The 21,704-nt window shown below is 71.6% G+C and carries 18 protein-coding genes and 3 pseudogenes; 11 read left to right on the forward strand and 10 right to left on the reverse strand.

The genetic code is table 11. The features are described 5' to 3' along the window. Nucleotides 1-19: 19 nt before the first annotated feature. From QUE47_RS06920 to QUE47_RS06935, 4 genes are all read left to right on the forward strand, one after another. Nucleotides 20-3,646, forward strand: coding sequence for an NEW3 domain-containing protein (locus QUE47_RS06920; RefSeq protein WP_286219138.1), 3,627 nt, complete (start codon nt 20-22; stop codon nt 3,644-3,646). 135 nt (nt 3,647-3,781) lie between these two features. Further along, nucleotides 3,782-4,348, forward strand: coding sequence for a sigma-70 family RNA polymerase sigma factor (locus QUE47_RS06925; RefSeq protein ID WP_286219139.1), 567 nt, complete (start codon nt 3,782-3,784; stop codon nt 4,346-4,348). Further along, a complete protein-coding gene (locus tag QUE47_RS06930; protein WP_286219140.1) occupies nt 4,345-4,617 on the forward strand; it encodes a hypothetical protein in 273 nt (90 codons plus the stop codon). Before QUE47_RS06925 ends, QUE47_RS06930 begins: the two co-directional genes overlap by 4 nt. Nucleotides 4,618-4,713: 96 nt before the next feature. Continuing rightward, the gene (locus QUE47_RS06935) at nt 4,714-4,950 is read left to right on the forward strand and encodes a hypothetical protein (RefSeq protein ID WP_286219141.1); all 237 of its coding nucleotides are present in this window, start codon (nt 4,714-4,716) and stop codon (nt 4,948-4,950) included. 53 nt (nt 4,951-5,003) lie between these two features. On the opposite strand, the gene QUE47_RS06940 is transcribed toward QUE47_RS06935, so the two are convergent. Then, entirely contained in the window at nt 5,004-5,315 is a 312-nt protein-coding gene (locus QUE47_RS06940; protein WP_286219142.1) for a hypothetical protein, read from the reverse strand. A 168-nt stretch (nt 5,316-5,483) separates the two neighbouring features. Continuing rightward, complete coding sequence (locus QUE47_RS06945) at nt 5,484-5,729, reverse strand: hypothetical protein (protein WP_286219143.1); 246 nt, start codon at nt 5,727-5,729, stop codon at nt 5,484-5,486. Nucleotides 5,730-6,375: 646 nt separating this feature from the next. On the opposite strand from QUE47_RS06945, the gene QUE47_RS06950 reads away from it, so the two are divergent. After that, nucleotides 6,376-7,131 carry a hypothetical protein gene (locus QUE47_RS06950; protein WP_286219144.1) on the forward strand — a complete coding sequence of 252 codons (756 nt, stop codon included), beginning with the start codon at nt 6,376-6,378 and terminating at the stop codon, nt 7,129-7,131. Between the two features lie 183 nt (nt 7,132-7,314). Here QUE47_RS06950 and QUE47_RS06955 read toward each other — a convergent pair whose 3' ends face one another. Continuing rightward, a complete protein-coding gene (locus QUE47_RS06955; protein ID WP_286219145.1) occupies nt 7,315-7,659 on the reverse strand; it encodes a hypothetical protein in 345 nt (114 codons plus the stop codon). A gap of 677 nt (nt 7,660-8,336) precedes the next feature. Then, nucleotides 8,337-9,596, reverse strand: a complete 1,260-nt coding sequence (locus QUE47_RS06960) for an MFS transporter (protein WP_286219146.1) — start codon at nt 9,594-9,596, stop codon at nt 8,337-8,339. An 88-nt stretch (nt 9,597-9,684) separates the two neighbouring features. Here QUE47_RS06960 and QUE47_RS17170 point away from each other — a divergent pair. The 5 genes and pseudogenes from QUE47_RS17170 to QUE47_RS06980 all read left to right on the forward strand — a co-directional run. Continuing rightward, a pseudogene (locus QUE47_RS17170) lies at nt 9,685-9,777 on the forward strand (maltose acetyltransferase domain-containing protein); the annotation flags it as partial. 81 nt (nt 9,778-9,858) lie between these two features. After that, nucleotides 9,859-10,227: pseudogene (locus QUE47_RS17175) on the forward strand (sugar O-acetyltransferase); the annotation flags it as partial. Next, complete coding sequence (locus tag QUE47_RS06970) at nt 10,224-10,787, forward strand: TetR/AcrR family transcriptional regulator (protein ID WP_286219148.1); 564 nt, start codon at nt 10,224-10,226, stop codon at nt 10,785-10,787. The pseudogene QUE47_RS17175 and the gene QUE47_RS06970, both read left to right, overlap by 4 nt. Nucleotides 10,788-10,891: 104 nt before the next feature. Beyond that, nucleotides 10,892-11,290 (forward strand): PadR family transcriptional regulator, encoded by a 399-nt coding sequence (locus QUE47_RS06975; protein WP_286219149.1) that lies wholly within the window; start codon nt 10,892-10,894, stop codon nt 11,288-11,290. Next, on the forward strand, nt 11,290-12,675 hold the full coding sequence (locus QUE47_RS06980; RefSeq protein WP_286219150.1) for a permease prefix domain 1-containing protein: 1,386 nt from the start codon (nt 11,290-11,292) through the stop codon (nt 12,673-12,675). The genes QUE47_RS06975 and QUE47_RS06980 overlap by 1 nt, the downstream gene beginning before the upstream one ends. 429 nt (nt 12,676-13,104) lie before the next feature. Here QUE47_RS06980 and QUE47_RS06985 read toward each other — a convergent pair whose 3' ends face one another. The 4 genes and pseudogenes from QUE47_RS06985 to QUE47_RS07005 all read right to left on the reverse strand — a co-directional run bounded on the left by QUE47_RS06985 (nt 13,105) and on the right by QUE47_RS07005 (nt 18,367). After that, on the reverse strand, nt 13,105-13,428 hold the full coding sequence (locus QUE47_RS06985) for a hypothetical protein (RefSeq protein WP_286219151.1): 324 nt from the start codon (nt 13,426-13,428) through the stop codon (nt 13,105-13,107). A gap of 127 nt (nt 13,429-13,555) precedes the next feature. Further along, on the reverse strand, nt 13,556-15,097 hold the full coding sequence (locus tag QUE47_RS06990; protein WP_286219152.1) for an MFS transporter: 1,542 nt from the start codon (nt 15,095-15,097) through the stop codon (nt 13,556-13,558). Beyond that, nucleotides 15,094-16,706: pseudogene (locus tag QUE47_RS06995) on the reverse strand (amidohydrolase). Before QUE47_RS06995 ends, QUE47_RS06990 begins: the two are co-directional and overlap by 4 nt. After that, nucleotides 16,703-18,367, reverse strand: a complete 1,665-nt coding sequence (locus tag QUE47_RS07005; RefSeq protein WP_286219155.1) for an MFS transporter — start codon at nt 18,365-18,367, stop codon at nt 16,703-16,705. The pseudogene QUE47_RS06995 and the gene QUE47_RS07005 overlap by 4 nt, the downstream one beginning before the upstream one ends. Nucleotides 18,368-18,501: 134 nt before the next feature. On the opposite strand from QUE47_RS07005, the gene QUE47_RS07010 reads away from it, so the two are divergent. Further along, nucleotides 18,502-19,068, forward strand: a complete 567-nt coding sequence (locus QUE47_RS07010) for a low molecular weight protein-tyrosine-phosphatase (RefSeq protein ID WP_286219156.1) — start codon at nt 18,502-18,504, stop codon at nt 19,066-19,068. Between the two features lie 46 nt (nt 19,069-19,114). Here QUE47_RS07010 and QUE47_RS07015 read toward each other — a convergent pair whose 3' ends face one another. Beyond that, on the reverse strand, nt 19,115-20,170 hold the full coding sequence (locus QUE47_RS07015; RefSeq protein ID WP_286219157.1) for a LacI family DNA-binding transcriptional regulator: 1,056 nt from the start codon (nt 20,168-20,170) through the stop codon (nt 19,115-19,117). 157 nt (nt 20,171-20,327) lie between these two features. After that, complete coding sequence (locus QUE47_RS07020; protein ID WP_286219158.1) at nt 20,328-21,662, reverse strand: cation:proton antiporter; 1,335 nt, start codon at nt 21,660-21,662, stop codon at nt 20,328-20,330. Nucleotides 21,663-21,704: the final 42 nt, after the last annotated feature.

The following is a 21,704-nucleotide window of genomic DNA, read 5'->3' on the forward strand; positions in this document are numbered from 1 at the left end:
TTCCAATGGAGGAACCCGAATGAGACGCCGACACACACTGCTCGCGGCCTCGCTGATCACCTTCGTGGTCGGTGCCGCCGCCCTCCCGGCCAGCGCGCTGGAACCGGCATCCGCGGGCGCTCAGCCCGCCGCCCAGGTCAGCGCCGCCGCACCGTCCACCACGCTGGAGGTGGGCGAGCCATCGGTCGCGACCAGCACGAAGCGCGGCAAGATCGACGTGATGGGCATCTACGCCCACCCGGACGACGACGCCGGGCTGACGACTCCCTGCGGTGTCTGGAACGACCTCTACGGCGTGCGGTGCGGGATCATCATGGCCACGCGTGGCGAGGGCGGGTCGAACTCGGTCGGCTCCGAGTCCGGGCCCGACCTCGGTCTGCGTCGGGAGAACGAGGACCGCACCTCCCACGTCCGGTCCGGGACGGTCGACATCTTCAACCTCGACCGGGTCGACTTCTTCTACAACACGTCGGCTCCCCTGACCGCGTCCGTCTGGGACGCCGAGGAGACGCTGCGCCGCACGGTGCGGATCATCCGTGAGACCCAGCCCGAGATCCTCGTCGGCAGCACGCCGTCGCTCGCGGCGGGTCACGGGAACCACCAGTACGCCCAGGGCCGGATGGTCTGGGAGGCGGCCGCGGCCGCAGCGGACCCGAGCATGTTCCCCGAGCAGCTCGAGGGCCTGGGAAAGGTCAAGACCTGGCAGGTCAAGAAGATCCTCGCCGGTGCCTCGTCCGCGGGGACCGGGGGCACGGCGGGACCGGGCTGCCTCGAGGGCTTCGTCCCCGCGGAGAACAACCCGTACACCGTCGTCGGCACCTGGACGGGGTACGACTCCCCGTACGTGTGGGCCGACGGGAACGTCGCCGGGCAGCCGGCCGGCAGCGCCAAGACCTGGGCGCAGGTCGGCCGCGAGGGCGCACGCGCGCACCCCACGCAGGCGCGCACCATGGTCAAGACGGTGTTCGACCCCTCGTGCCAGCGCTACGGCGTCGCGCAGTCCGTGGTGCCGATGCAGCCGAACGGGTCGGACGCCGCAGCGATGGACGACGCAGTCCTCTACGGGGCGGTCGTCGCAGACCCCGGCGGGATGCCGCTGGGCTCGACGCTGCAGATCGACGGCGGTGACTACTTCCAGGCCGCCGGTGAGCCGTTCGACGTGACCGTGGCGATCCGTTCCGGCAAGGGCAGCGTCAAGGGCGGCGACATCACCCTCGACGTCCCCGACGGCTGGACGGTCTCCGACCCGGTGAGCGTCGGCAGGATCAGGGCGAACGCCGCCACCGAGGCCACCTTCACGGTGACCGCGCCGGCCGACGCCGACGACACGGTCTACAAGATGTCGGCCGTGTTCGACGGCGCGGACGTCACGGCGTACAACGACACGCGGGTAGCGCTCGTCGCCCCGGTCGAGGGTCGGTTCGTGCGCTCCGGCACCGCTGCGGAGTACGACCGGTGGACCGAGGAGAACGACGTCTACGTCGGGGGTCGCTCCGTCGCGATCGCCGACATCGGTGCCGGCGAGTCCGTGACCGTACCGGTCACCGTCACGAACCGGAGCGCCGCATCGGAGTCGGGGACCGTCGAGCTCTCCGCGCCCTCAGGGTTCGAGGTGGAGGAGGGCGCCTTGCCCTTCACGGACCTCGCCGCCGGTGACTCGACGGACGTCACGTTCGTCGTGACCAGCCTGGACCCGGACGACCCGGGTGGCCGGACCGAGGCGTTCACTGCGACGACCACGTCGTCGCTCGGGACGTCGTCCGAGGACCTGACGGCGTACGTCGTCCCCACCACGGTGATCCCCGAGCTGGCGAGCGCGCCCGCCGTCGACGGTGACGCTGACGACGTCTACCAGGACGCGATCGACGTCGGCAGCCGGTGGGAGGGCTCGGCGTGCGAGCCGGACGGGACCGACTGCGGAGACGGGAGCACCGCACTGCTCGGGTGGCACGACGACACCCTCTACGCGCAGGTGCACGTGACCGACGACCGGGCGAGCGTCGCTCCGCCGCCCGACCGGTGCTTCGGCCACTGGCTGGTCGACTCGGTCGAGCTGCTGCTCGACCCCCGCGGGGACTCGATCGACACGTCGACCACGTTCAAGCTCGGCATGTTCCCGTTCACGGACGACCCGGAGGGCGCGAACGGGAACGGGGTCGACGGGCCGTGCTGGTCGCGGGACGCCGACAACCACCAGGGGTTCTCCACGGGGCCCCTCGCCGACACCGTCGAGGAGGCGCCCAACGCACCGGGCGTCGACGTCGCGGTGAACGTGACGCGCGAGGCCGACGGCACCTACGCCGGTGGCGGGTACGACGTCGAGGTGACGGTCCCGCTCGCGGACCTTCCGGCCGCCGTCGGGCCCACCAGCAGCGCGCCCACGGGTGAGCTCGCCGACAACGAGGTCGACCCGACCTTCCTGGGGCTCAACGTGACCCCCTACGACTCGGACACGCAGGACTACATCGGCAAGACGCGGCTCTCGTGGTCCGCGTTCCGCAGCCAGCAGTCCGAGCCCTACCGCTGGGGCCACGCGTACCTCGCGGGGTACACGCCGCCCGCGGACCGCTCGACCGAGCCCTCCGAACCGATCATCCCCGACACGGCGCTCACGGGTGTCGAGTCGCCGCAGACGGTCTACCAGTCCGCGGTCCGGGGCGGCACGATCTCGGGGGTCCAGCCGAGCAAGGCGCTGAGGCTGGGCGACGTGGCGATCGAGGACACGCAGGTCGTGCTCCCGTACCGCACGAAGAAGGCGGGGACGGTGCGGGCCTTCCTCTGGCAGGGCGACCCCAGGTTCGTCCCGGTCTGGACGTCGAGCTGTGAGGGCGACGTCTACGGGTTCGAGGCCTGCTCGGAGGACGACGGGGCAGCGCCCCCGTGGGCGCCGGACATGGGTGGGCACCTGCTCGCCTCCGTCGAGACCGAGGTCTCGAAGGGTCGCGGCACGGTGACCGTCCCGATCGATGCGGACATCCGTGAGCAGCTCGGCGAGGACGCGCAGATCCTCGTGTCGTTCGCCGAGACGGGTGGTGCGCACGAGGGAGACGGGGTGAACGCCTGGGCCTTCCCGATCACCGCGACGGCCGCGCCGGACGTCACCGCACCCGAGGTCACCGTGAAGGACGGTGAGGAGTTCACGATCGGGTCCGACGGGCTCTACTCGAAGGTGTCGTTCAAGCTCCACGACGACGGCATGATCGACCGCCTGACGCTCAACGGGACCGACAAGGACCTGACGAACGACGCGTGGTCGGACCTGAACTTCGTGGCGCCGGGGAAGTTCGGGGCCGTGGAGGGCAAGAACACGCTGGTCGTGTACGACGTCGCAGGCAACGCCACCACGGTCGAGTTCACCCTGGACGCCACGGGCCCGGAGGTGACCGTCAAGTCCGGTGAGAGCTTCACCGTCGGGTCGGACGGCGTCTATTCGAAGGTGTCGTTCAAGCTGCACGACGTCACCGCGAAGGTGGACCGGCTCACGCTCAACGGGAAGGTCAAAGACCTGACCGACAACGCGTGGTCGGACCTGAACTTCGTGGCGCCGGGGAAGTTCGGGGCCGTGGAGGGCGAGAACACGTTGGTCGTGCTCGACACGCTGGGCAACGCCTCGACGACGACGTTCGTCCTGGAGGCCGCGGCATAGAAGAGCTGCACGACGAGGCTCCCCCGATCGCAGGACGGGGGAGCCTCGTCGTGTGCAGGGTGTGGCAACCTCGTCACGTTCCGCGCCGCTGCGGAGTCGTCGGAGCAGAAGACGAAAACGAGAGAGGCGGACAGCATGGGACGGACAGAGGAGTTCGAGGCCGAGCGCCCTCGCCTGCTCACGATCGCGGCGCGCGTGCTGGGCGACCACGCCGAGGCCGAGGACGTCGTCCAACAGGCGTGGCTGCGCCTGCACCGCACCGACGCGGAGATCGAGAACCTGCCCGCGTGGTTGACGACCGTGACCACGCGGCTCTGCCTCGACCGGTTGCGGCTGCGCGTCCCTACGCCGGTGGACGAGGTCACGACGACGGACACGGTCCCCGACCCCGCGGACGACGTCGCGCTCGCCGACACCGTCGGCGTCGCGCTCCAGGTGGTGCTGGACAGGCTCACCCCGTCGGAGCGCGTCGCGTTCGTCCTGCACGACACCTTCGGGTTCGAGTTCGCGACGGTCGCCACGCTGCTGGACACGACGCCCACGGCCGCGCGCAAGCTCGCCTCGCGCGCCCGGGCGAAGGTCGCTCAGCCTGCCGTCGAGGACCAGCTTGCCGACTGGGAGGTCGTCGACGCGTTCATGGACGCCGCGCGCGGGGAGACCTCGACCGACTCCTGCGTCTGCTCGCCCCCGACGCCCTCGTGACCGCGGACGACGCGGCGATCCTCGCGGGCACGCCGACCCGGATCGACGGGCGTGCCGAGGTCGCGCAGTTCTTCGACGGCAGCGCGCACGCGGCCCTGCCCGTCCTCGTCGACGGTCGCGCCGGTGCGGCGTGGTTCTACCGCGGTGAGGCGAAGGTGCTGTTCGACTTCACCGTGTCCGGGGGCGTCGTCCGGCGCATCGTGTTCACGGCCGACCCGGCCGTGCTCGCACGCGTGTCCCGACGCGACGGCGCCGAGCGGCGCGGCTGACGGACGCGGACGCTCGGGCCGGTCACATCTGCCGGACGCCGTCCGTCGAACAAGTGAGGACCTCACCACCACCACATCTCACGCGAGGAGAACAGCATGAAGACCATGACCTGCAGCCAGCTCGGCGGGCCGTGCGACCTCGCCCACCAGGGCGAGACCGCGGACGACGTCATCAACGCCCAGGACCGCCACCTCAAGGAGGCCGAGAAGGCCGGCGACGCGACCCACCAGGCCGCGCGCGACGCGATGAAGAGCCGCTGGCGGCACCCGAAGAAGGCGATGGGCTGGTACCGCGACACGAAGCAGGCCTTTGCGGAGCTCCCCGAGGGCTGAGGGACCTGGGCGGGTCGGCCTGTGCCGACCGACGCGCCGACCCGCCCGCCGACCTAGGAGAGCGCGAGCACGGTCGCGGCCAGGAGCACGGCCGCGGCGAGGGTCCAGGTGCCGAGGATCGCTCGCTTCCGGCGGCGCTCGGCGAGCGCGACCAGGTCGGCCGGGTAGCGGTCGAGGGCGCTGGTGGAGACCGGGACCCTCGTCGGGAGCAGCACGGACACGAAGATCCCGAGCGGGCCGAAGAACGCCACGGTCGCGAGGACCACCCAGAGGTTGATCCCGGTGCTGCCGAGGTCGGCGACGGCCACGGTCGTCGCGGAGGCCGCCGCGCTCACGGTGATCATCTGCCGCGCGAAGGACAGCACGACGTCGTTCGACCGCTCGACCCCGGTGCGGTACAGCGACCGCAGCCAGGCGCGACGCTCGAGCTCGGCCGGGGGATCGCGTCCTCGACGTCCTCGCCCGGCCCCGCCTCGCTCTCCCGGGGAGCGTCGTCGTGACCGTGCGGTGTGGCGCCCGTAGTGGTCATCGCCTCAGTCCCCGATGACGTAGACGGTCGGTTCACCAGGGATCGCGGTCCGGATCGAGACGCGGACGAGGCGATCGGTCCTGGGGCAGGTGTAGTGGACGTCGATCTGGCGAGCCGCGTCCTCGGCCTGCCGGGCGACGTCGTGGATCACGAACCCGATGACGTGGTCGAGCGGCTCCTCGACGGCGAGCCGGTGCGAGGCCCCGCAGCCCTTCGCCGCGCAGGTCCGGACCCGGACTACCTCTGACATCGCGTCCTCGCTTCCGTGGGCGACCGGATGCCGCTCCGGCCTCGACCAGTGTGGTCCGGTGAAGCGGGGTAGCGCGCGGGCCCGGGGAAGTTTTCACCCGCTGGCGGCACGCGTCCCGGCCCGGTGTCGGACGGCGTCCCGAGCCTCGCGCGCGCGTCTGATCCATGGTCTTCCGGGCCGCCCCGACATGCCCTACGATTCGCTCGAGCGAACGTCGATCGTCCTGGTCAGCGAGGTCTCACGGACCGCGACCGCGTGTCCGGCCGGGGGCATCGCGCGATGACGTACCGGGATCGGCTGCCGCGCACGACCGCGCCCCCGGGCGACCGGACGCGGCCGTTTCTGAAGGATGAGCCATGAGTTCACGTACTCTCGCCGGCGCTGTCGTCGCCGGCCTGATCGTCCTCGGCGGGCCGGCGGGAGTCGCCGCCGCCACGGACGACACGCCGCCGTCGTCCGAGGCGGTCGCCGAGGACGCGACGACCGACGGGTCGGACGACGTCACCCCCTCCTGGAGGATTCGCTCGAGGGCGACGAGCCGGGCGAAGGCGACGGATCGGGCGCCGAGGAGCCCGGACAGCAGGGTGCCCAGGACGGTGCGTCGGCGGAGGCCGTCGAGCCGGAAGCGATCGAGGCATCGGTGCTGGTGGCCGATGAACCGGCGGCCGGCGCGGACGACGCGCCCGGGGAGGCTGAGGCTGACGCATCGGACGACGAGCCGTCCGAGGAGGCTGAGGCCGACGCGTCGGACGAGACGGGCGGCGCAGCCGGCGGGTCCGTGGTCCCGCCCTCGGAGGCGTCGGACGACCCGCTCGGCGACGCCGAGGACGCGCTGGCCGGTACCGACGCGCCCGCCGAGGGCGCCGAGGTCGCGGACGTCCCCTGGGTCGATGTCGAGGACGCCTGCGGCGTGGACGACGACACCTGGTACGTGTGGTCCGAGAACGACGAGCCCGTGGGGTTCGCGGTCGCCGACGTGTTCTTCGACGAGAGCGGGTACTCGGCCCTGCTCACCCTGACCGACGAGGGCTACGCGTTCGACGTCGACGCGATCTATGCCGAGTACGGCGACGACCCGATCCTGTACTTCGCGGACGAGACGGGCGCGATCTTCGAGTACCAGTTCACCGACGAGGCGTGCGACGAGGCCGACGGCGGTGCTGTCCCGATGAGCGACGCCGTCCTCCCCGGCGAGACGGCGACGATCTCGGCCGACGTCGCCGCCCCCGTAGCGGTCCCGGCGCAGCCCGCGGCCCCGACGCCGGCCGCCGCGCAGGTCGCGGTCCCTGAGCTCGCGTCGACCGGTTTCTCGTCAGGTGCTGCCGCGTGGTTCGCCGGTGCGCTCGTCGTCGCCGGAGCTGCGCTGCTGGCCCTGCGCACGAGGGTGGCTCGCCAGCCCTGATCGCCTGCGCGCGGCTCGTCGATCAGGTCGAGGAACCCGGTGCCCGGACTTCCGGGCACCGGGTTCTGTCGTTGCTGGGGCGGTGCGCGGCCGCCGGGTGTCGGCCGGGCGCGCACCGGGAGGTGTCGGACGACGCACGCGGCCTGTCGCTCAGGGCTGCGGTCTCGGCGCCCGACCTGATGATCAGTCGCGCGCGAGCTGGCGGCGGGCGATGAGCAGGCTCGCGCCGAACCCGACCAGGATCAGGGCGCCGCGGGCCAGCGTGCTGAGGGTCCGCGACTCGGGTCCGGTCTGGGCGAGGCCCGCGGCCTCGGCGGTCACGAGCTCGGCGGTCGGGACGACCGGGGCCTCGGTCGCGGCGGCGAGGTCCTCCGGCGCAGCCTCGTCCGCCACCGTCGCGTCCACCACCGTCTCGACCTCGTCGCCGACCGCGACCGCCTCGACCGCCTGGACTGCATCGTCGACCGGGGCAGGGGTCTCGGACGGCTCGTCCTCCTCTGCTGCGGGCGCGGGGCGCGCCTCGACCACCGTCTCGCGCTCGGGCGCCTCGGGTGCGTCGTCGGCCTCGGCGGGGGCGCGTCGGCCTCCGGGACGTCCTCGACCTCGGACTCCGGCGCTGCGGGCGCGGGGCTCGGCTCGCCCGGCAGCGGAGCGTCGATCTCCGTCGCGACGCAGTCCCCGGGAGGTTCTCGACCCGGCCGTCCGAGCCGCGCGCGAACCCGCTGCCGTCCCAGGTCGTGTACGCGTACACCCACGGTCCGTTGCCGAGCGTGTCCCCGGGCAGGGACTCCTCTGCGAGGACGATCGCCTCCGACCCGTGGGTGGCGACCGGACCGCGGTCCATGCGGTCACCGGTCGTCGGGGTCCCCTCGAAGTCCTCGCCGCCGACCCGCCACGTCGTCATGCCGTCGCGGTCGGTGCGTCCCGTCGTCAACGTGTAGGTGACGTCGTACAGGCCGGTCTCGGCGTTGCACCGGGCCGTGGCGTCCAGGTCGCCGGTGTGCGCCGACGCGGCGCCGGCTGTGACGACGGTGCCACCGACGGCACCGCCGACGAGGAGCAGGACGGTGATCGGGATGCGGACGGCGGCGTCCTTGCGCATGGAGTTCCTTCGATCTCGTGCGGCTGCGGTGCGGTTGCAGCGCGGTTCAGCTGCACGTCCGAGCGGCGCGCAGGGGTCGATTCGGACGTCACGATTGTCGTATTTAGTCCGTAGGCACAGAATGTACCGTTCCGCGACCGCTGCCTTCAATGCCCGCGGCGGGATCGTCGTCCCGCCGGTCGCGGGCCGCGCCCGCCGCGAAGGCAGCGGCCACGAGGAAAGCCACGACGACGAGCATCGCCAGACGCAGGCCGGCGTGCTCGCCGACGAAACCGAGCAGCGGCGGGCCGACGAGGAACGCGAGGTACCCGCTGGTCGCGACAGCGCTGACGCGCTCGGACGCGCGGTCGGGGTCGTCGCCGGCCGCGGAGATCGCGACGGGGAACCCCAGGGAAGCGCCGAGTCCCCAGAGCAGGACGGCGAGGCACGCGACCAGGACGTTCGGCGCCACCACGACGAGCAGGATCCCGAGGATCGCCAGCACGGCGCTCGTCCGCAGCACCGGCGCGCGACCGAAGCGGACGACGACGGGACCGCCCGCGAACCTCCCGATCGTCATGGCGGCGGCGAAGCCCGCGTAGACGAGAGCGCCGGTGCTCGGGTCCACGTCGTGACCGTCGACCATGAGCAGCGGGAGCCAGTCGTTCGCGGCGCCCTCGGCGAAGGCCATGGCGAGGACGACGGCGCCGATGAGCACGAGCCTCGGGTCCCGCCACACGCTCGGCGGGCGGCCGGATGCCCCGCCGGTCGGGACGTCGTCCGACACCGCCGCGACGCCGGGAGAGCGTGGGGAGGTGCGCCCGGTGCCCGCGGGGATGCCGGGGAACGCCCACAGGGCGAGCCCGAGCATGATTGCGGCAGCGCCGAGCAGGTGCCACGCGGGCGGGACGGCCGCGGCGGTGAGGGCGATCCCGGCGAGGGCGCCGAGGACCGTGCCGAGGCTGAAGCTGCCGTGCAGCGCGGGCAGCACCGGCCGCCCGGACACCCGCTCGAGCGCGGCCGCCTCGATGTTCAGGCCGATCTCACCGAGCCCGCCGCCGAGCCCGAACAGCAGCAGGCCGGCGAACACGCCGCCGGCGGTGGACCACGCAGCGGACGGCCCGACCACGGCGGTGCCCGCGAGGACCAGGACGGCACCGGCGACGATCACGGGGCGCGCGCCCCAGCGCCGGACCATCGCGCCGGCGGAGAGCACGCCCACCATCGACCCGACGGAGAGGCCGAAGAGGATCAGCCCCATCTGTGCGGTGGACGCCTCGACGGCGTCGCGCACGGCCGGGGTCCGGGTGACCCACGAGGACATGCCGATCCCGACGAGGAGGCTGAGGGCGAAGAGCGACAGGCGTCGCCGGCGGAATGTCATGTGTACGAGCGTACATCCTGGGTGTACGATCGTACGCATGACGACCACCGACTACTTCGCCGGCGACACACGGACCAACCGCGAGCGGATGCTCGCGGGAGACCTCTACATCGCGGACGACCCGGAGAGCCACCGCATCACCCGGCACGCGGTGACCCGCCTCGAGGAGTACCGCGTCGCGGTCGCGACCGGGCAGGCGGGCGCGCGGGAGATCCTGGCCGACGTGATCGGCGAGCTGGGGGAGGACGTCGACCTGCGCCCGCCGCTGTACGTCGACTACGGGGAGAACATCCGGATCGGTGCCCGCACGTTCGCCAACTACAACCTCACGGCGCTCGACGTCGCCCCGATCACCATCGGCGAGGACTGCCAGATCGGTCCCAACGTCCAGCTCCTGACGCCGACGCACCCCGTCGACCCGCAGCCGCGCCGCGACAAGCTCGAGGCCGCGCAGCCCATCACGATCGGCGACAACGTGTGGCTCGGTGGCGGCGTGATCGTCTGCCCCGGCGTCACGATCGGCGAGAACTCGGTGATCGGGGCGGGCGCCGTCGTGACCAAGGACATCCCGGCGAACGTCGTCGCTGTGGGCAATCCGGCGCGCGTGATCCGCGAGAACATCCAGGAATGACCGCGACCGCGCTGCCGCGGGAGCGGCGGCACGACCCGCACCGGCGTGAGCGCATCGTCGCGGCCTGCCTCGACGTGATCGCCGAGCGCGGGGTGGCGGGGACGTCCCACCGCCGCGTCGCCGCCGCGGCCGACGTGCCGCTCGGGTCCATGACGTACCACTTCGACGGCATGGACGAGCTGTTGCGCGAGGCCTTCACCAGCTTCGCCGGGCAGGTCGCCGAGCAGTTCGAGGAGCGCATGGCCCACGCGGCGGACCGCGAGGCGGCCGTCGACGCCGTCGTCCACCTCATCACGCGTGACGTCTTCGCGACCCAGCGGGACCTCGTCCTCACCCACGAGCTGTACACGCTGGCGGCGCGCGACCCCGCCTACCGGACGCTGACCAACGCGTGGATGGCCCGGAGCCGGGCGGCGCTCGAGCGGCACTTCGACCCGCTGACGACGCGGCTGCTCGACGCGGTGATCGAGGGCGTGACGATCCACCGCGCCCTCGACACCGAGGCCCGCGCGGACTCGGACGTGGTCGAGGCGGTCCGACGCATCACGGCGACCGCCTGAGCCGAGCACCTGAGCACACCCGAACAGACCCCCACACCGTCCACAGGACCTACACATAGCACTGCTAGGGTTCGATACCTAGAACCCCTAGCCATAGGAGTGCCATGCGTATCGACAAGGACCTCGTCGCAGCCTCGGCCACCCCGCTCGTCCTCGGCATCCTCGTCGACGGGGAGTCGTACGGGTACGCGATCCTCCAGCGGGTCAACGAGCTGTCCGGCGGCCGCATGCAGTGGACGGACGGGATGCTCTACCCGCTGCTCCACCGGTTGGAGCGGCTCGGGCACGTCTCCTCGTCCTGGGGCGTCTCCGACGTCGGACGGCGGCGCAAGCACTACGCGATCACGCCGGCGGGGCGAGCGGCCCTGGCCGAGCGGCAGGAGCAGTGGGCCGTCGTCTCCGGTGCACTCACCCAGGTGTGGCAGGCGGTACGCGACGCCGAGGTGCGTCTGCCCGTGCTCCCCGAGGCCGGCGCGGGGCGGCCGGCGGAGGGGGCGCTCTGATGCGCGAGCGCAGGGAGACCGGGGTCGCGCAGGGCCCGGTCGACGGGGAAGGGCTTGAAGTACAGATCGAGCAGTGGCGCCTGTACGTCCAACGGAGCCGCGCGGTCACGGCGTCCGACGCCGACGAGATGGAAGACCACCTGCGCGCCCAGGTCGCCGACCTCGGGGCGACCGGCCTCGACGACGACGAGGCGTTCCTCGTCGCCGTGCGCCGCATGGGGAGCGTCGACGCAGTCTCGCGCGAGTTCGCCCGCGAGCACTCGGAGAGGCTCTGGCGGCACCTGGTCCTCGTGCCCGACGACGGCGACAGCTCGGGCCGGACGTCGTGGCGCGAGCTGCTCGTCGTCCTCGCCCTCGGCGTCGGGGCGGGGCTCGCCGTCAAGGCCGGACTGGTGCTCCTGGACGACGAGAGTCTCTTCCTGCGCAACGTCGGGCTGCTGGTCCTGCCGTTCCTCGCCGGCTACCTCGCCTGGAAGCGTCGGCTCACGCCGCCCGTGCTCGCGGCCCTCGCTGCCCCGTTCGTCGTCCTCGCGGTCGTGCTCAACGTCTACCCGTTCGAACCCCTCGGTTCGACCGAGGTCATCGCGGCCCTGCACGCGCCCGTCGCGCTGTGGTGCGCCGTCGGCCTCGCCTACGTGGGAGGACGGTGGCGGGCGGACGAGAACCGCATGGACTTCGTCCGGTTCACGGGCGAGCTCGCCATCTACTTCACGCTCCTCGCGATCGGCGGAGGCGTGCTCCTCGGCCTCAGCGCAGGAGTGTTCGAGGTGGCGGGTCTCGACTTCGAGCCGCTCCTCGAGTCGTGGGTGCTGCCCTTCTGCGTGCCCGGCGCGTTCGTGGTCGCCGCATGGCTCGTCGAGGCCAAGCAGGACGTCGTCGAGAACATCGCCCCCGTCCTCACGCGGGTCTTCACGCCGCTGACGCTCGTGATGCTCGTCGTCATGGCCGGCGTGCTCGTCGCGTCGGGCGACCTCGCCGCCGCGGACCGCGCGCTGCTCATCCTCGTCGACGGCGTGCTCCTGCTGGTGCTCGCGCTGCTGCTCTACTCGATCTCGGCGCGCGACCCGCTCGCGCGCGCCGGCGTCTTCGACGCGTTGCAGCTCGCGCTGGTCGTCGCGGCGCTCGCCGTCGACGCCGTGGCGCTGACGGCGATGCTGACCCGCATCGCGGAGTTCGGCGCGACGCCCAACAAGGTCGTCGCCCTCGGACTCAACCTCCTGCTGCTCGTGCACCTCGTCGTCGCGGCGTGGCTGCAGCTGCGGTTCCTGCAGGGGCGGCGCCCCTTCGCGGCGCTCGCCCGGTGGCAGACCAGATACCTGCCGGTCTACGGGGCGTGGGCCGTCGCGGTCGTGGTGCTGGTCCCGCCGCTGTTCGGCTTCGTCTGATCGCCCGTTCGTCGGCGGATCCGGGCAGGGGAATGCCCGCGGGCTGACGGAGGGATCCGTCCGTCGCGCTGGACTAGGGCACGACACCCGCGGGCACCGGTGACAGCGTCTGGACTCGCCGACCGTCTCCCCTCAGGGGGACCGGGGCGGACCGGCCTTGCTGCCGTCCGTTCGGAGCGCGACGATCAGCGCGCCATCACCTCAAGAGTCCGAAAAGTCTTCACTTCGTGGACCACCTCCTCTCCCTTGTACCTCCGACGCTACGCCTGCTGTCGCGCGCCGTACAGGGTTTTTCGAGGGGTTGTTCCGCGCGGGTGGCGCGTGTTCGCGGGCGCGTCGGAGGAGGGTCGTGGAGCGTTCGAGGAGGGCGGTCGGGGGCGTGGGCGTGCCCTGGGTCGGGCCCGCCCACGGGTGTCGGACGGCGTCCGGTCAGCCTGCGCTGACCGTCGGGCTGCCGGTCATGAGCCGGTAGACGATCCAGATGAAGCAGACCGCACTGAGGACCAGACCGATGATCGCGAAGACGTTGCGGTACCCGGCCCGGCGGGACCTGCCGAGCGCGATGCCGTTGACGATCAGCCCGATCGGCGACAGCAGCAGCGCCGCGACGAGGAACCCCGTCGCCCCGACGCCGATGCCGATGATCCCGAGCATCCGCCCCGGGTCCTCGGCGGGTCGGTCCGGGGGCGTGCTTCCGCGCCCGGTCGGGTCGGGAGATCCCCACGCGGGGTCGGGCATCGAGCTGCGGGCCATGCGGGTCTCCGATGTGTGGCTCCGGCCGCGAATCGGTGCGCCGGAGCAGGCGGACGTTCGAGCCATTGTCCCCGGTGCGGGCACGTGCAGCCACCACGTGCCGCTGCCACGTTGCAACGGCAGAGGCTCAGGCGCGCCGCTGCCGCAGGAGGGACCAGGTGACCCCCAGCATGATCGTGAAGAACACAGCGAAGATCAGCATCGTGAGCCGGTACGAGTCGATGTAGGCGTCCTGGGCGCCCGCGGTGATCTGCTGCATCAGGTCCGTGCCCTGCGCCCATGCCGGCACGGAGTCCTCCGAGAACCAGCCGAGCACCTGCCCCTGCTGCGAGGGAGTGAGGCCGAGTTCGGTCAGCCGCTCGGTCATTCCCCGCCCGATACCCCCGTAGAGGAGCGTGGAGCTGAGCGCCAGGCCGAGCGCGAAGGCGGCCTGACCGATGGCCGGCTTGCTCGCCACGGTCGCGCCGACGAGGTCCGGCGGCGGCACGGACACGAAGAACTGGCCCGCCGAGGACTCCGTGAGCATCCGGGAGAAGCCACCGATCACGAGGCCGACGCCGAACACCCAGTACGGGGTGCTCGCACCGGCGGTCGCGAAGACGTACATGGCGATCGCGACGCCCGCGAGGCCGACCAGGACCAGGGACTGGGGTGAGCGTCCTCTCGTCGCGAGACGTCCGGCGGCGTAGGCGCCCACGACCATGGCGATCGTCGCCGGGAGCTGCCCGAGCGAGACCTCGAGCGGCGAGTACGCGTACACGTACTGCCACAGCAGCGAGAGCTGTAGGACCATGACGGCCTGCCACATGTTGAACGAGACGTCGGCCGAGAGCGCGCCCGCCAGGTTGCGGTTCTTGAAGAGGTGCACCGGCAGCGCAGGCTCTTCGTGGTGCAGCTCCCAGCGCAGGAACGCGGCGAGGGCGACGATCCCGACGACCAGGGGGATGATCACGCCGGCGCTGAGCCAGCCGGCGCTCGCGGAGCTGACGCCCCAGATGATGCCGACCAGTCCCACCGCGATGAGCACGAGGCCGACAGGGTCCGAGCGTCTCCTGTGGACGGCCTTCGACCTCGGCACGAACACCTTGTTCAGTGCGAGGGCGACCGCACCGACGACGGGGACGACGAGATAGCCGAACCGCCAGGACTCGCCGATCAGGGCACCGCCGAGGACGGTCAGGGGCAAGGAGATGCCGACCTGCCCCGTGAAGTACAAGGACATCGCGCGCGGGACCCGGTCGGGTGCGACGGTGCGGATCAGGGCCATCGACAGGGCGAGAGTCCCGGCGAGGCCGAAGCCGGAGACGACCCGGCCCACGATGAAGACGAGGCTGTCGCCGGCGAGCGCGGTGACGACGCCGCCGAGCATGAGGGCGGCCGCGCACCAGAGCAGCGTCAGGCGCCGGCCGTAGCGGTCCCCGATCGTGCCGATCGTCAGGATCGATGCGGCCATCGCGAGGGTCGCGGCGGACGCGGCGAACGACCGCTGGGAGGCGGACATGCCCAGCTCGGCGGCCGCCCCGGCGATCGCGGTGTTGTGGATTGAGACGTCCGTCGCCTGGGCGACGCCCGCGACCGTCAGCGCGAGGATCGCGAGGCCCGGCCGCGTGGCGACGCCGTCGGCGGCAGCCGGTCTCGCGCCGTTTCCGGTCGCGCCGTCGGTGGTCACGGCGCCTCGAACACCGTCGCGCCGCGCTTGATCGTGCGTACCACCGAGATGTCCTTGATCGCCTCGGCCTCGACGGCGAGCGGGTTCGCGTCGAGGACCGCGAAGTCTGCGACCTTGCCCACCTCGATCGACCCGCGCTCGTCCTCCTCGTGGTACTCGTAGGCCGCGTTGATCGTCAGAGCCCGCAGACCGTCCAGCGGTGTCACGCGCTCGTCCTCGCCGAGGACGACGCCGCCCACGGAGCGCCGGACGACCGAGGTCCACAGCAGCTGCAGCGGGTTCAGCGGGGTGACCGGGAAGTCCGAGTGGTTCGTCGGGCGGAGCCCCATCTGCGTGGCGCTGCGCATCGGGGAGATGCCGAAGGCCCGTTCCTCACCGAAGTTCTCGATGTGCACGTCGCCGAACAGGTACGCGTGGATGCTGAACATCGACGGGTTGAAGTCCTCGGCGACGTACTCGTCGAGCTGCTCGTGCCGCATCACCTGAGAGTGGATCGGCACGGTGCGGCCTGAGGGCGTGGCGCCCGCGGCGACCGCCGTGCGGTGTGCTTCGAGGAGACGGTCGATCGCGGCGTCACCGTTGCAGTGCGCGAAGACCTGGACCCCGTTGCGGTAGGCGTTCTCGACGAGCGCGTTCGCCTCGTCCTGCTGGATGTTGGCCAGGCCGTGCCAGTGCTGCTCACCTGCAGGGCCGCCGGTCTCGTACTCCTGGGTGACGAACGCCGTCCGACCTTGGGGCGAGCCGTCGATGATGAGCTTCGTCCCGTGCACCGTGTGCCCGCCGACGGTGGTCCCGAACAGACCCGAGTCGATGCCCTTCTGCAGGTCGGGATAGAAGACCAGCGACTTCACGTCGATGGGCAGGGGAGCCTTCTCGGCCAGCTCTCGGACCGCGAGCACCGCCTTCCAGTCGGCCGCGCCGTCCTGCGCGACGACGTAGCCCCAGCGCGCGTACTCCCGCATCATCGCGACGAGCTCGTCCTCGCCGAACGGCGGGAGCGCGAACATCAGCGGGAAGAATGCCTGCTCCCAGAGCTCGCCCGACGGCTCCTGCGTGCCGGGCACCCGGACGATCGAGCCGCCGTCGGGATCAGGGTGTCGGCATCGATGCCGAGGTCCGCGAGCACCCTCCCGTTGACGACGGCGCCGTGGTTGCTGATGTGGATGAGCGCGACGCGGTAGTCGGCGAACTCCTCGTCGATGATCTGCGCGGTGATCTTGCCGCCGTCGTCCATCGCGTCGGGGAAGTAGCCCCAGCCGAGGATCCACTCGCCGGCAGCGGTGTCGTTGCGCTTCTTCGCCTCGCGCAGTCCGCGCAGGATGTCCTCGACGGTGCGGGTGGTACCGACCGGCGGCGTGTGCAGGGCGGCGTGCTTGATGTACGGCGCGCCTGCCGTGACGTGGCTGTGCGGGTCGATGAACCCCGGGACGACGGTCCGCCCGGTCAGGTCCAGCCGCTCGGTGCGGTCACCGGCGACGGCGAGGATCTCGTCCGTCGTGCCGACGGCGGTGATACGTCCGTCGGTGACGGCGACCGCCTCGGCGGTCGAGCCGGAGCCGTCGACGGTGATCACCGTCGCGCCGGTCAGGATCAGGTCAGGTGCGGTCATCGTTCGTCTCCCGTGCGCTCGGGGCTGTCGGCGTCCGTGCTCGTAGCACCGGAGCCGTCGGAGGCGCTGGACGTCCCGTCGTGGACCAGAGCCTCGGGGCGTCCGTCCAGCGTGAGTGCGCCGTCGACGAGGAGCCCGGCCTTGCGCATCCGGTTCGCCTTGGCGAAGAAGAGGGTGCTGATGACGGCGAACACGGCGAGGAGGCCCGCGATGATGAACATCGTGCCGTTGAACGAGGTCACGAACACCTCGCTCGCCTTGGCGATCACCGTCTCCACCTGCTGCGGGTCGTAGTCCGACATGTCACCGCCTGAGATGTACTGCTGGATCATCCCGGTGAACTGCCCCTGCTGCGACGGCTCGACGTTCGCCTCGGCGAACGCCTCGGCGATACCCCGGCCGTACTGGCCGAACAGGAAGGTCGAGCTCAGCGCCGTGCCGAGCGCGAAGCTGGTCTGACCGATCGCGGTCTTGGACGACGCCATCGCACCGGTCAGCGCCGGCGGCGGCTTCGCGACGAAGTACTGGCCCATCGTCGTCTCGTTGAGCATGCGGGCGAAGCCGCCGACGATCATCGGGATGGCGAAGAAGATGTACGGCGACGTGGTCGTGGAGAAGCCGAACATCACCATGGTCCCGATCAGCAGGACGTGACCGACGATGAGGTTCAGCGACGCCGGGATGCCCTTGGACAGGAGACGGCCCGCCACCGTCGCGCCGATGACCATCGCGACGCTCAGCGGCAGCTGGCCGAGGCTGACCTGCAGCGGCGTGTACTGGTAGATGTACTGCCACAGCATCGACAGCTGGATCATCACGACGGCCTGCCACATGTTGAACGAGAAGCCGGTCGCGACGGACCCCGCGAGCTCGGGGTCCTTGAACAGCTTGACCGGGAACGCGGGGTCGGGGACCCGCGCCTCCCACCAGATGAACAGCGCCATCGCGACGAGACCGATCGCGACGGGCACGAGCACGGATGCCGAACCCCAGCCCGCGGTGGCGGCGTTGCTCAGACCGTAGATGAGACCGACGAGCGAGACGGCAATGGCGAGGAGTCCCGGGTAGTCGAACTTGCCGACGTGGTCGGCCTTCGCCTCGGGGAGGCCGCGCATGCACATCAGGAAGGCGATGACGGCGACGATCGGCATCGTGAGGTAGCCGAGCCGCCAGCCGAAGCCGGCCATCCACCCGGCGACCACGCCGAGGACGAGCGCGGCGGCCGTCTGACCCGCGAGCCAGAACGCGACCGCCTTCGGGATCTTGCCCGGCATGACTTCGCGCAGGAGCGCGAAGCTCAGCCCGAACGACGCCGCGATGCCGAGGCCGGTCACGGCACGCCCCAGGATGAAGATCGTGGTCGACGGCGCGACGGCCGTGATGACGCCCCCAAGACCCGCGACCAGCAGGCCGACGAGCATCACCTTGCGACGCCCGAGACGGTCGCCCAGGGCGCCCGTGGTCAGGATGAAGGCGGCGAGTGCGAGCGTACCGACGCTCGCTGCGAAAGCACGCTCCGACCCGGACATCCCGAGGTCGACGCTCGCACCGACGATCGAGATGTTGTTCGCCGTCGGATCGACGACCTGCAGGCACGACGCGGCGGTCAGTGCGACGAGGGCCGCCGTCGTTCCCTTCGTACGTACGCTCGAGCTGGTCACGGGCTTCTGCCTCTCGGTCGCCACCATCGGTTGCTGAGAAGTACCGCAGGTGGCAAACGCTAGGCCCAGGCAACGACTACCGCCTGGCGAGCGGCGAGCGGCGAGCGGCGACGACATCGTGCGACGATCTCGACATGAGCGACAGCCCCCGCACGTTCCGCATCATGACCGTCTGCACGGGCAACATCTGCCGGTCGCCCATGGCCGAGGTCGTGCTCCGCGACCGCTTCGAGCGTGCGGGGCTCGGCGACGTCGTGGCCGTCGACTCGACGGGGATCAGCGACGAGGAGAGCGGCAACCCGATCGACGTCCGCGCCCGGAAGGTCCTCGAGCGCGCCGGTTACACGGTCCCGGACCGGTCGGCCCGCCAGGTGACCGCGACCGACCTCGTCGGTCGCGACCTGGTGCTCCCGATGACCTCCGTCCACGCGCGGGCGCTGCGTCGCCTCGAGGGCAAGGTCTCGCGCGGGGCGGCGACGGGGACGGGCGAGCTCGACCCGGCCGAGCTCCCGAAGATCCGCATGTACCGGAGCTTCGACCCTCAGGCGCCGGAGGTCGTGGACGAGGGCTCGGAGCACGAGCTCGACATCGACGACCCCTGGTACGGCGGGGCCGAGGACTTCGAGACCTGCCTGGCGCAGGTCGAGGCCGCAGCCGACGAGATCGTGGCCGCCGTGCGCGGGGTGCTGGACCCGGCCTGAGCTTCCTACCGCCGGGCTCGCCCCCGACCCGACGTGGGGCGCAGGGTCAGGCGTGAGTCGCGGGCGGAGCCACAGAGTCTCGGGGCACCACCGCGAAGTGGTCCGCGATCGAGACGCGCCGCGCGGGCTCACCGGAGACCTGCGCCATCAGCGCGTCGACGGCGGCGACCCCGAGCGCATCCAGCGGCATCGAGATGGTGGTCAACGAGGGGCTGAGGTAGTCAGCCATCGGCACGTCGTCGTAGCAGATCACCGAGAGGTCGTCCGGGATGCTGCGCCCGACCGCTCTGGCAGCGGCGAGGGCGCCGATGGCCTGGCCGAGGGTCGAGACGTAGAGCGCCGTCACGTCGGGCGCTCGCGTCAGGAGGTCGTGGGTCGCCTCGAAGCCGCCCTCCTCGTCGAACTCGCCGGAGGCGACGAGATCGCCGGCCAGACCGAGCCCTGACATGGCGGCGGCGAACCCCTCGCCGCGTGCCACCGCAGGGTGGAGCCCGCGCGGTCCCGAGACGAAGCCGATACGGGAATGACCGAAGCCGGCGAGGTACTCGACGGCGAGGACGCTCGCGCCGCGGATGTCCATGCCGACGTTGCGGTCCGAACCGGGCACCTCGCGGTTGACGTAGACGTGGGGCACGGAGTCCGGCTGGGCGACGAGGGCGGCGATCAGAGGGCTGTCGGGCCGCGCCGAGGCGACGAGCAGACCGTCGACGCGGCCGGCATCGACGAGCTCGGCATACTCCTCGGCTCCTGCGGGAGACTGCCTCGCGTCCTCCGCGATGAGGACGACGTACCCGAGCTCGCGTGCGCGGCGGATCGCCCCGCGCAGGATCACGGCGTAGACGGAGTTGGTGAGGTCCGGGATGAGGAACGCGAAGGTCCCGGTGCGAGCCACCGAGAGCGCCCGAGCCCCCGCGTGCGGTCGGTAGCCCAGCTGGCGTGCGGCGGCCAGCACGCGCTCCCGCGTCTCCGGGCGCGCACGGAGCGTCGGGTCGTTGTTCAACGTCCGCGAGACGACCGACTTGGTGACGCCGCTCAGCTCTGCGACGTCCACGAGTCGAGCCCGCGCCCGGGGTGGCTTGCCCGCGCTCGCCGTCTCGGCCATCAGTGGTGCCCTCCATGGCGAGAGCGGACGCGGCGCCTCATGGTGTGACTGTCCCTTGGTGCGTGAATGGTGATGACGTGAGCATAGCGGCGCGAGGATGCCGGGGTCGGTCGCGCGGATCGCCCCGGGTGTCGCCCGAGCGTCCCCGGGCGGTGCGTTACCGGCCGGGCGCGCCCGGGTCGGGGCCGTCGTCCTGCACGCGTGGGATCGTGCCGGTCTGCCGGGCGCGACGCCGGGCGTGCGCGTCCCGGATCGCCCCCAGGCTGCGCCGTGCGGTGGACTCGCCGGGGACCGAGACGGGCACGCCGTCGTCGTCGAGCACCTCGGGCTCCTCGGCGCGCACCCCCAGCCCCTTCGCGACGAAGGGCCCCGACAGGCCGTAGACGATCGCGGTCAGCAGGATGATCGCGAACACGACCGGGACCACCTCGGGGAACGGCTCGCCCGCCTTCTCGAACTCGATCGCGAACACCGACGCGGTCGACGCGGCGACGATGCCGCGCGGCGCCATCCACCCGACCATCGCGCGCTCGTGGCCGGTGAGGTTGGTGCCGAACGTGGAGAGCCCGGCGACCGCGGGCCGCAGCACCAGCACGAGCAGCGCGGTGATCGCGAGGGCCGGCAGGAGGAACTCCTGGAGCGCGCCGACCTCCACGCGGGCCGAGAGCAGGATGAAGAGCGAACCGACGAGCAGCATCCCGAGGTGACCGCCGAACTCGTGCAGCGGTTCGATGTTGATGAACCGCTGGTTCGCGAGGGCGATCCCCATGGCGACGGTGGCGAACAGCCCGGCCTCCTCGTGCACCGCCTCGGCCCCCGAGTAGGTGAGCATCGCGAGCGCGATCGCGAGGACGACCTCGGTCCCGGCAGGGAGCCGGCCCCACCTGACGAGCACGATGTAGAGGAGCGCGGCCAGGACACCGACCCAGATCCCGGTGAAACCGGTCTGGAAGAGCCTCGGCGGCTCCTCGTGCAGGGCGATGTTCGCGACGATCAGCGCGATCGTCGCCCCGATGGGGTCGATGAAGATGCCCTCGAAGGCGAGGACGGACCCGAGGGGCTCCTTGGGGCGGATCACCTTGAGCAGCGGCCCGACGACGGTCGGCCCGGACACGATGAGGATCGACCCGATCACCGCGGAGCGCAGGAACGTCAGGTCGAGGACGAGGTAGCACGCGAGAGTGGCACCGACCCCGGTGAGCACCGCACCTACGGTCACGAGCAGGAGCACGGGTCGCCGCGCCCCGCCGTGCAGACGCCGGAAGTCCAGCTTGAGCGACTCCTCGAACAGGAGCAGGCCCACGCCGAGGGAGACCAGGGGGAACAGGGCGTCGCCGAACACGGCGTCCGGGTCGAGGACGCCCGTGACCGGCCCGATGACGAGACCGGCGGCGAGCAGTACGAGGATCGAGGGCAGGTGGAGGCGGCCGGCGACGATCTGGCTCAGCACGCCGAGCGCTACGACGAGCGCGATCCCTGCGGAGAGGTCCATCAGCGCTCTGCGCCCTGTCGCCCGGGACGCACCGGGTCTGGC

The organism is Paraoerskovia sediminicola (assembly GCF_030296575.1).
GTDB lineage: Bacteria > Actinomycetota > Actinomycetes > Actinomycetales > Cellulomonadaceae > Paraoerskovia > Paraoerskovia sediminicola.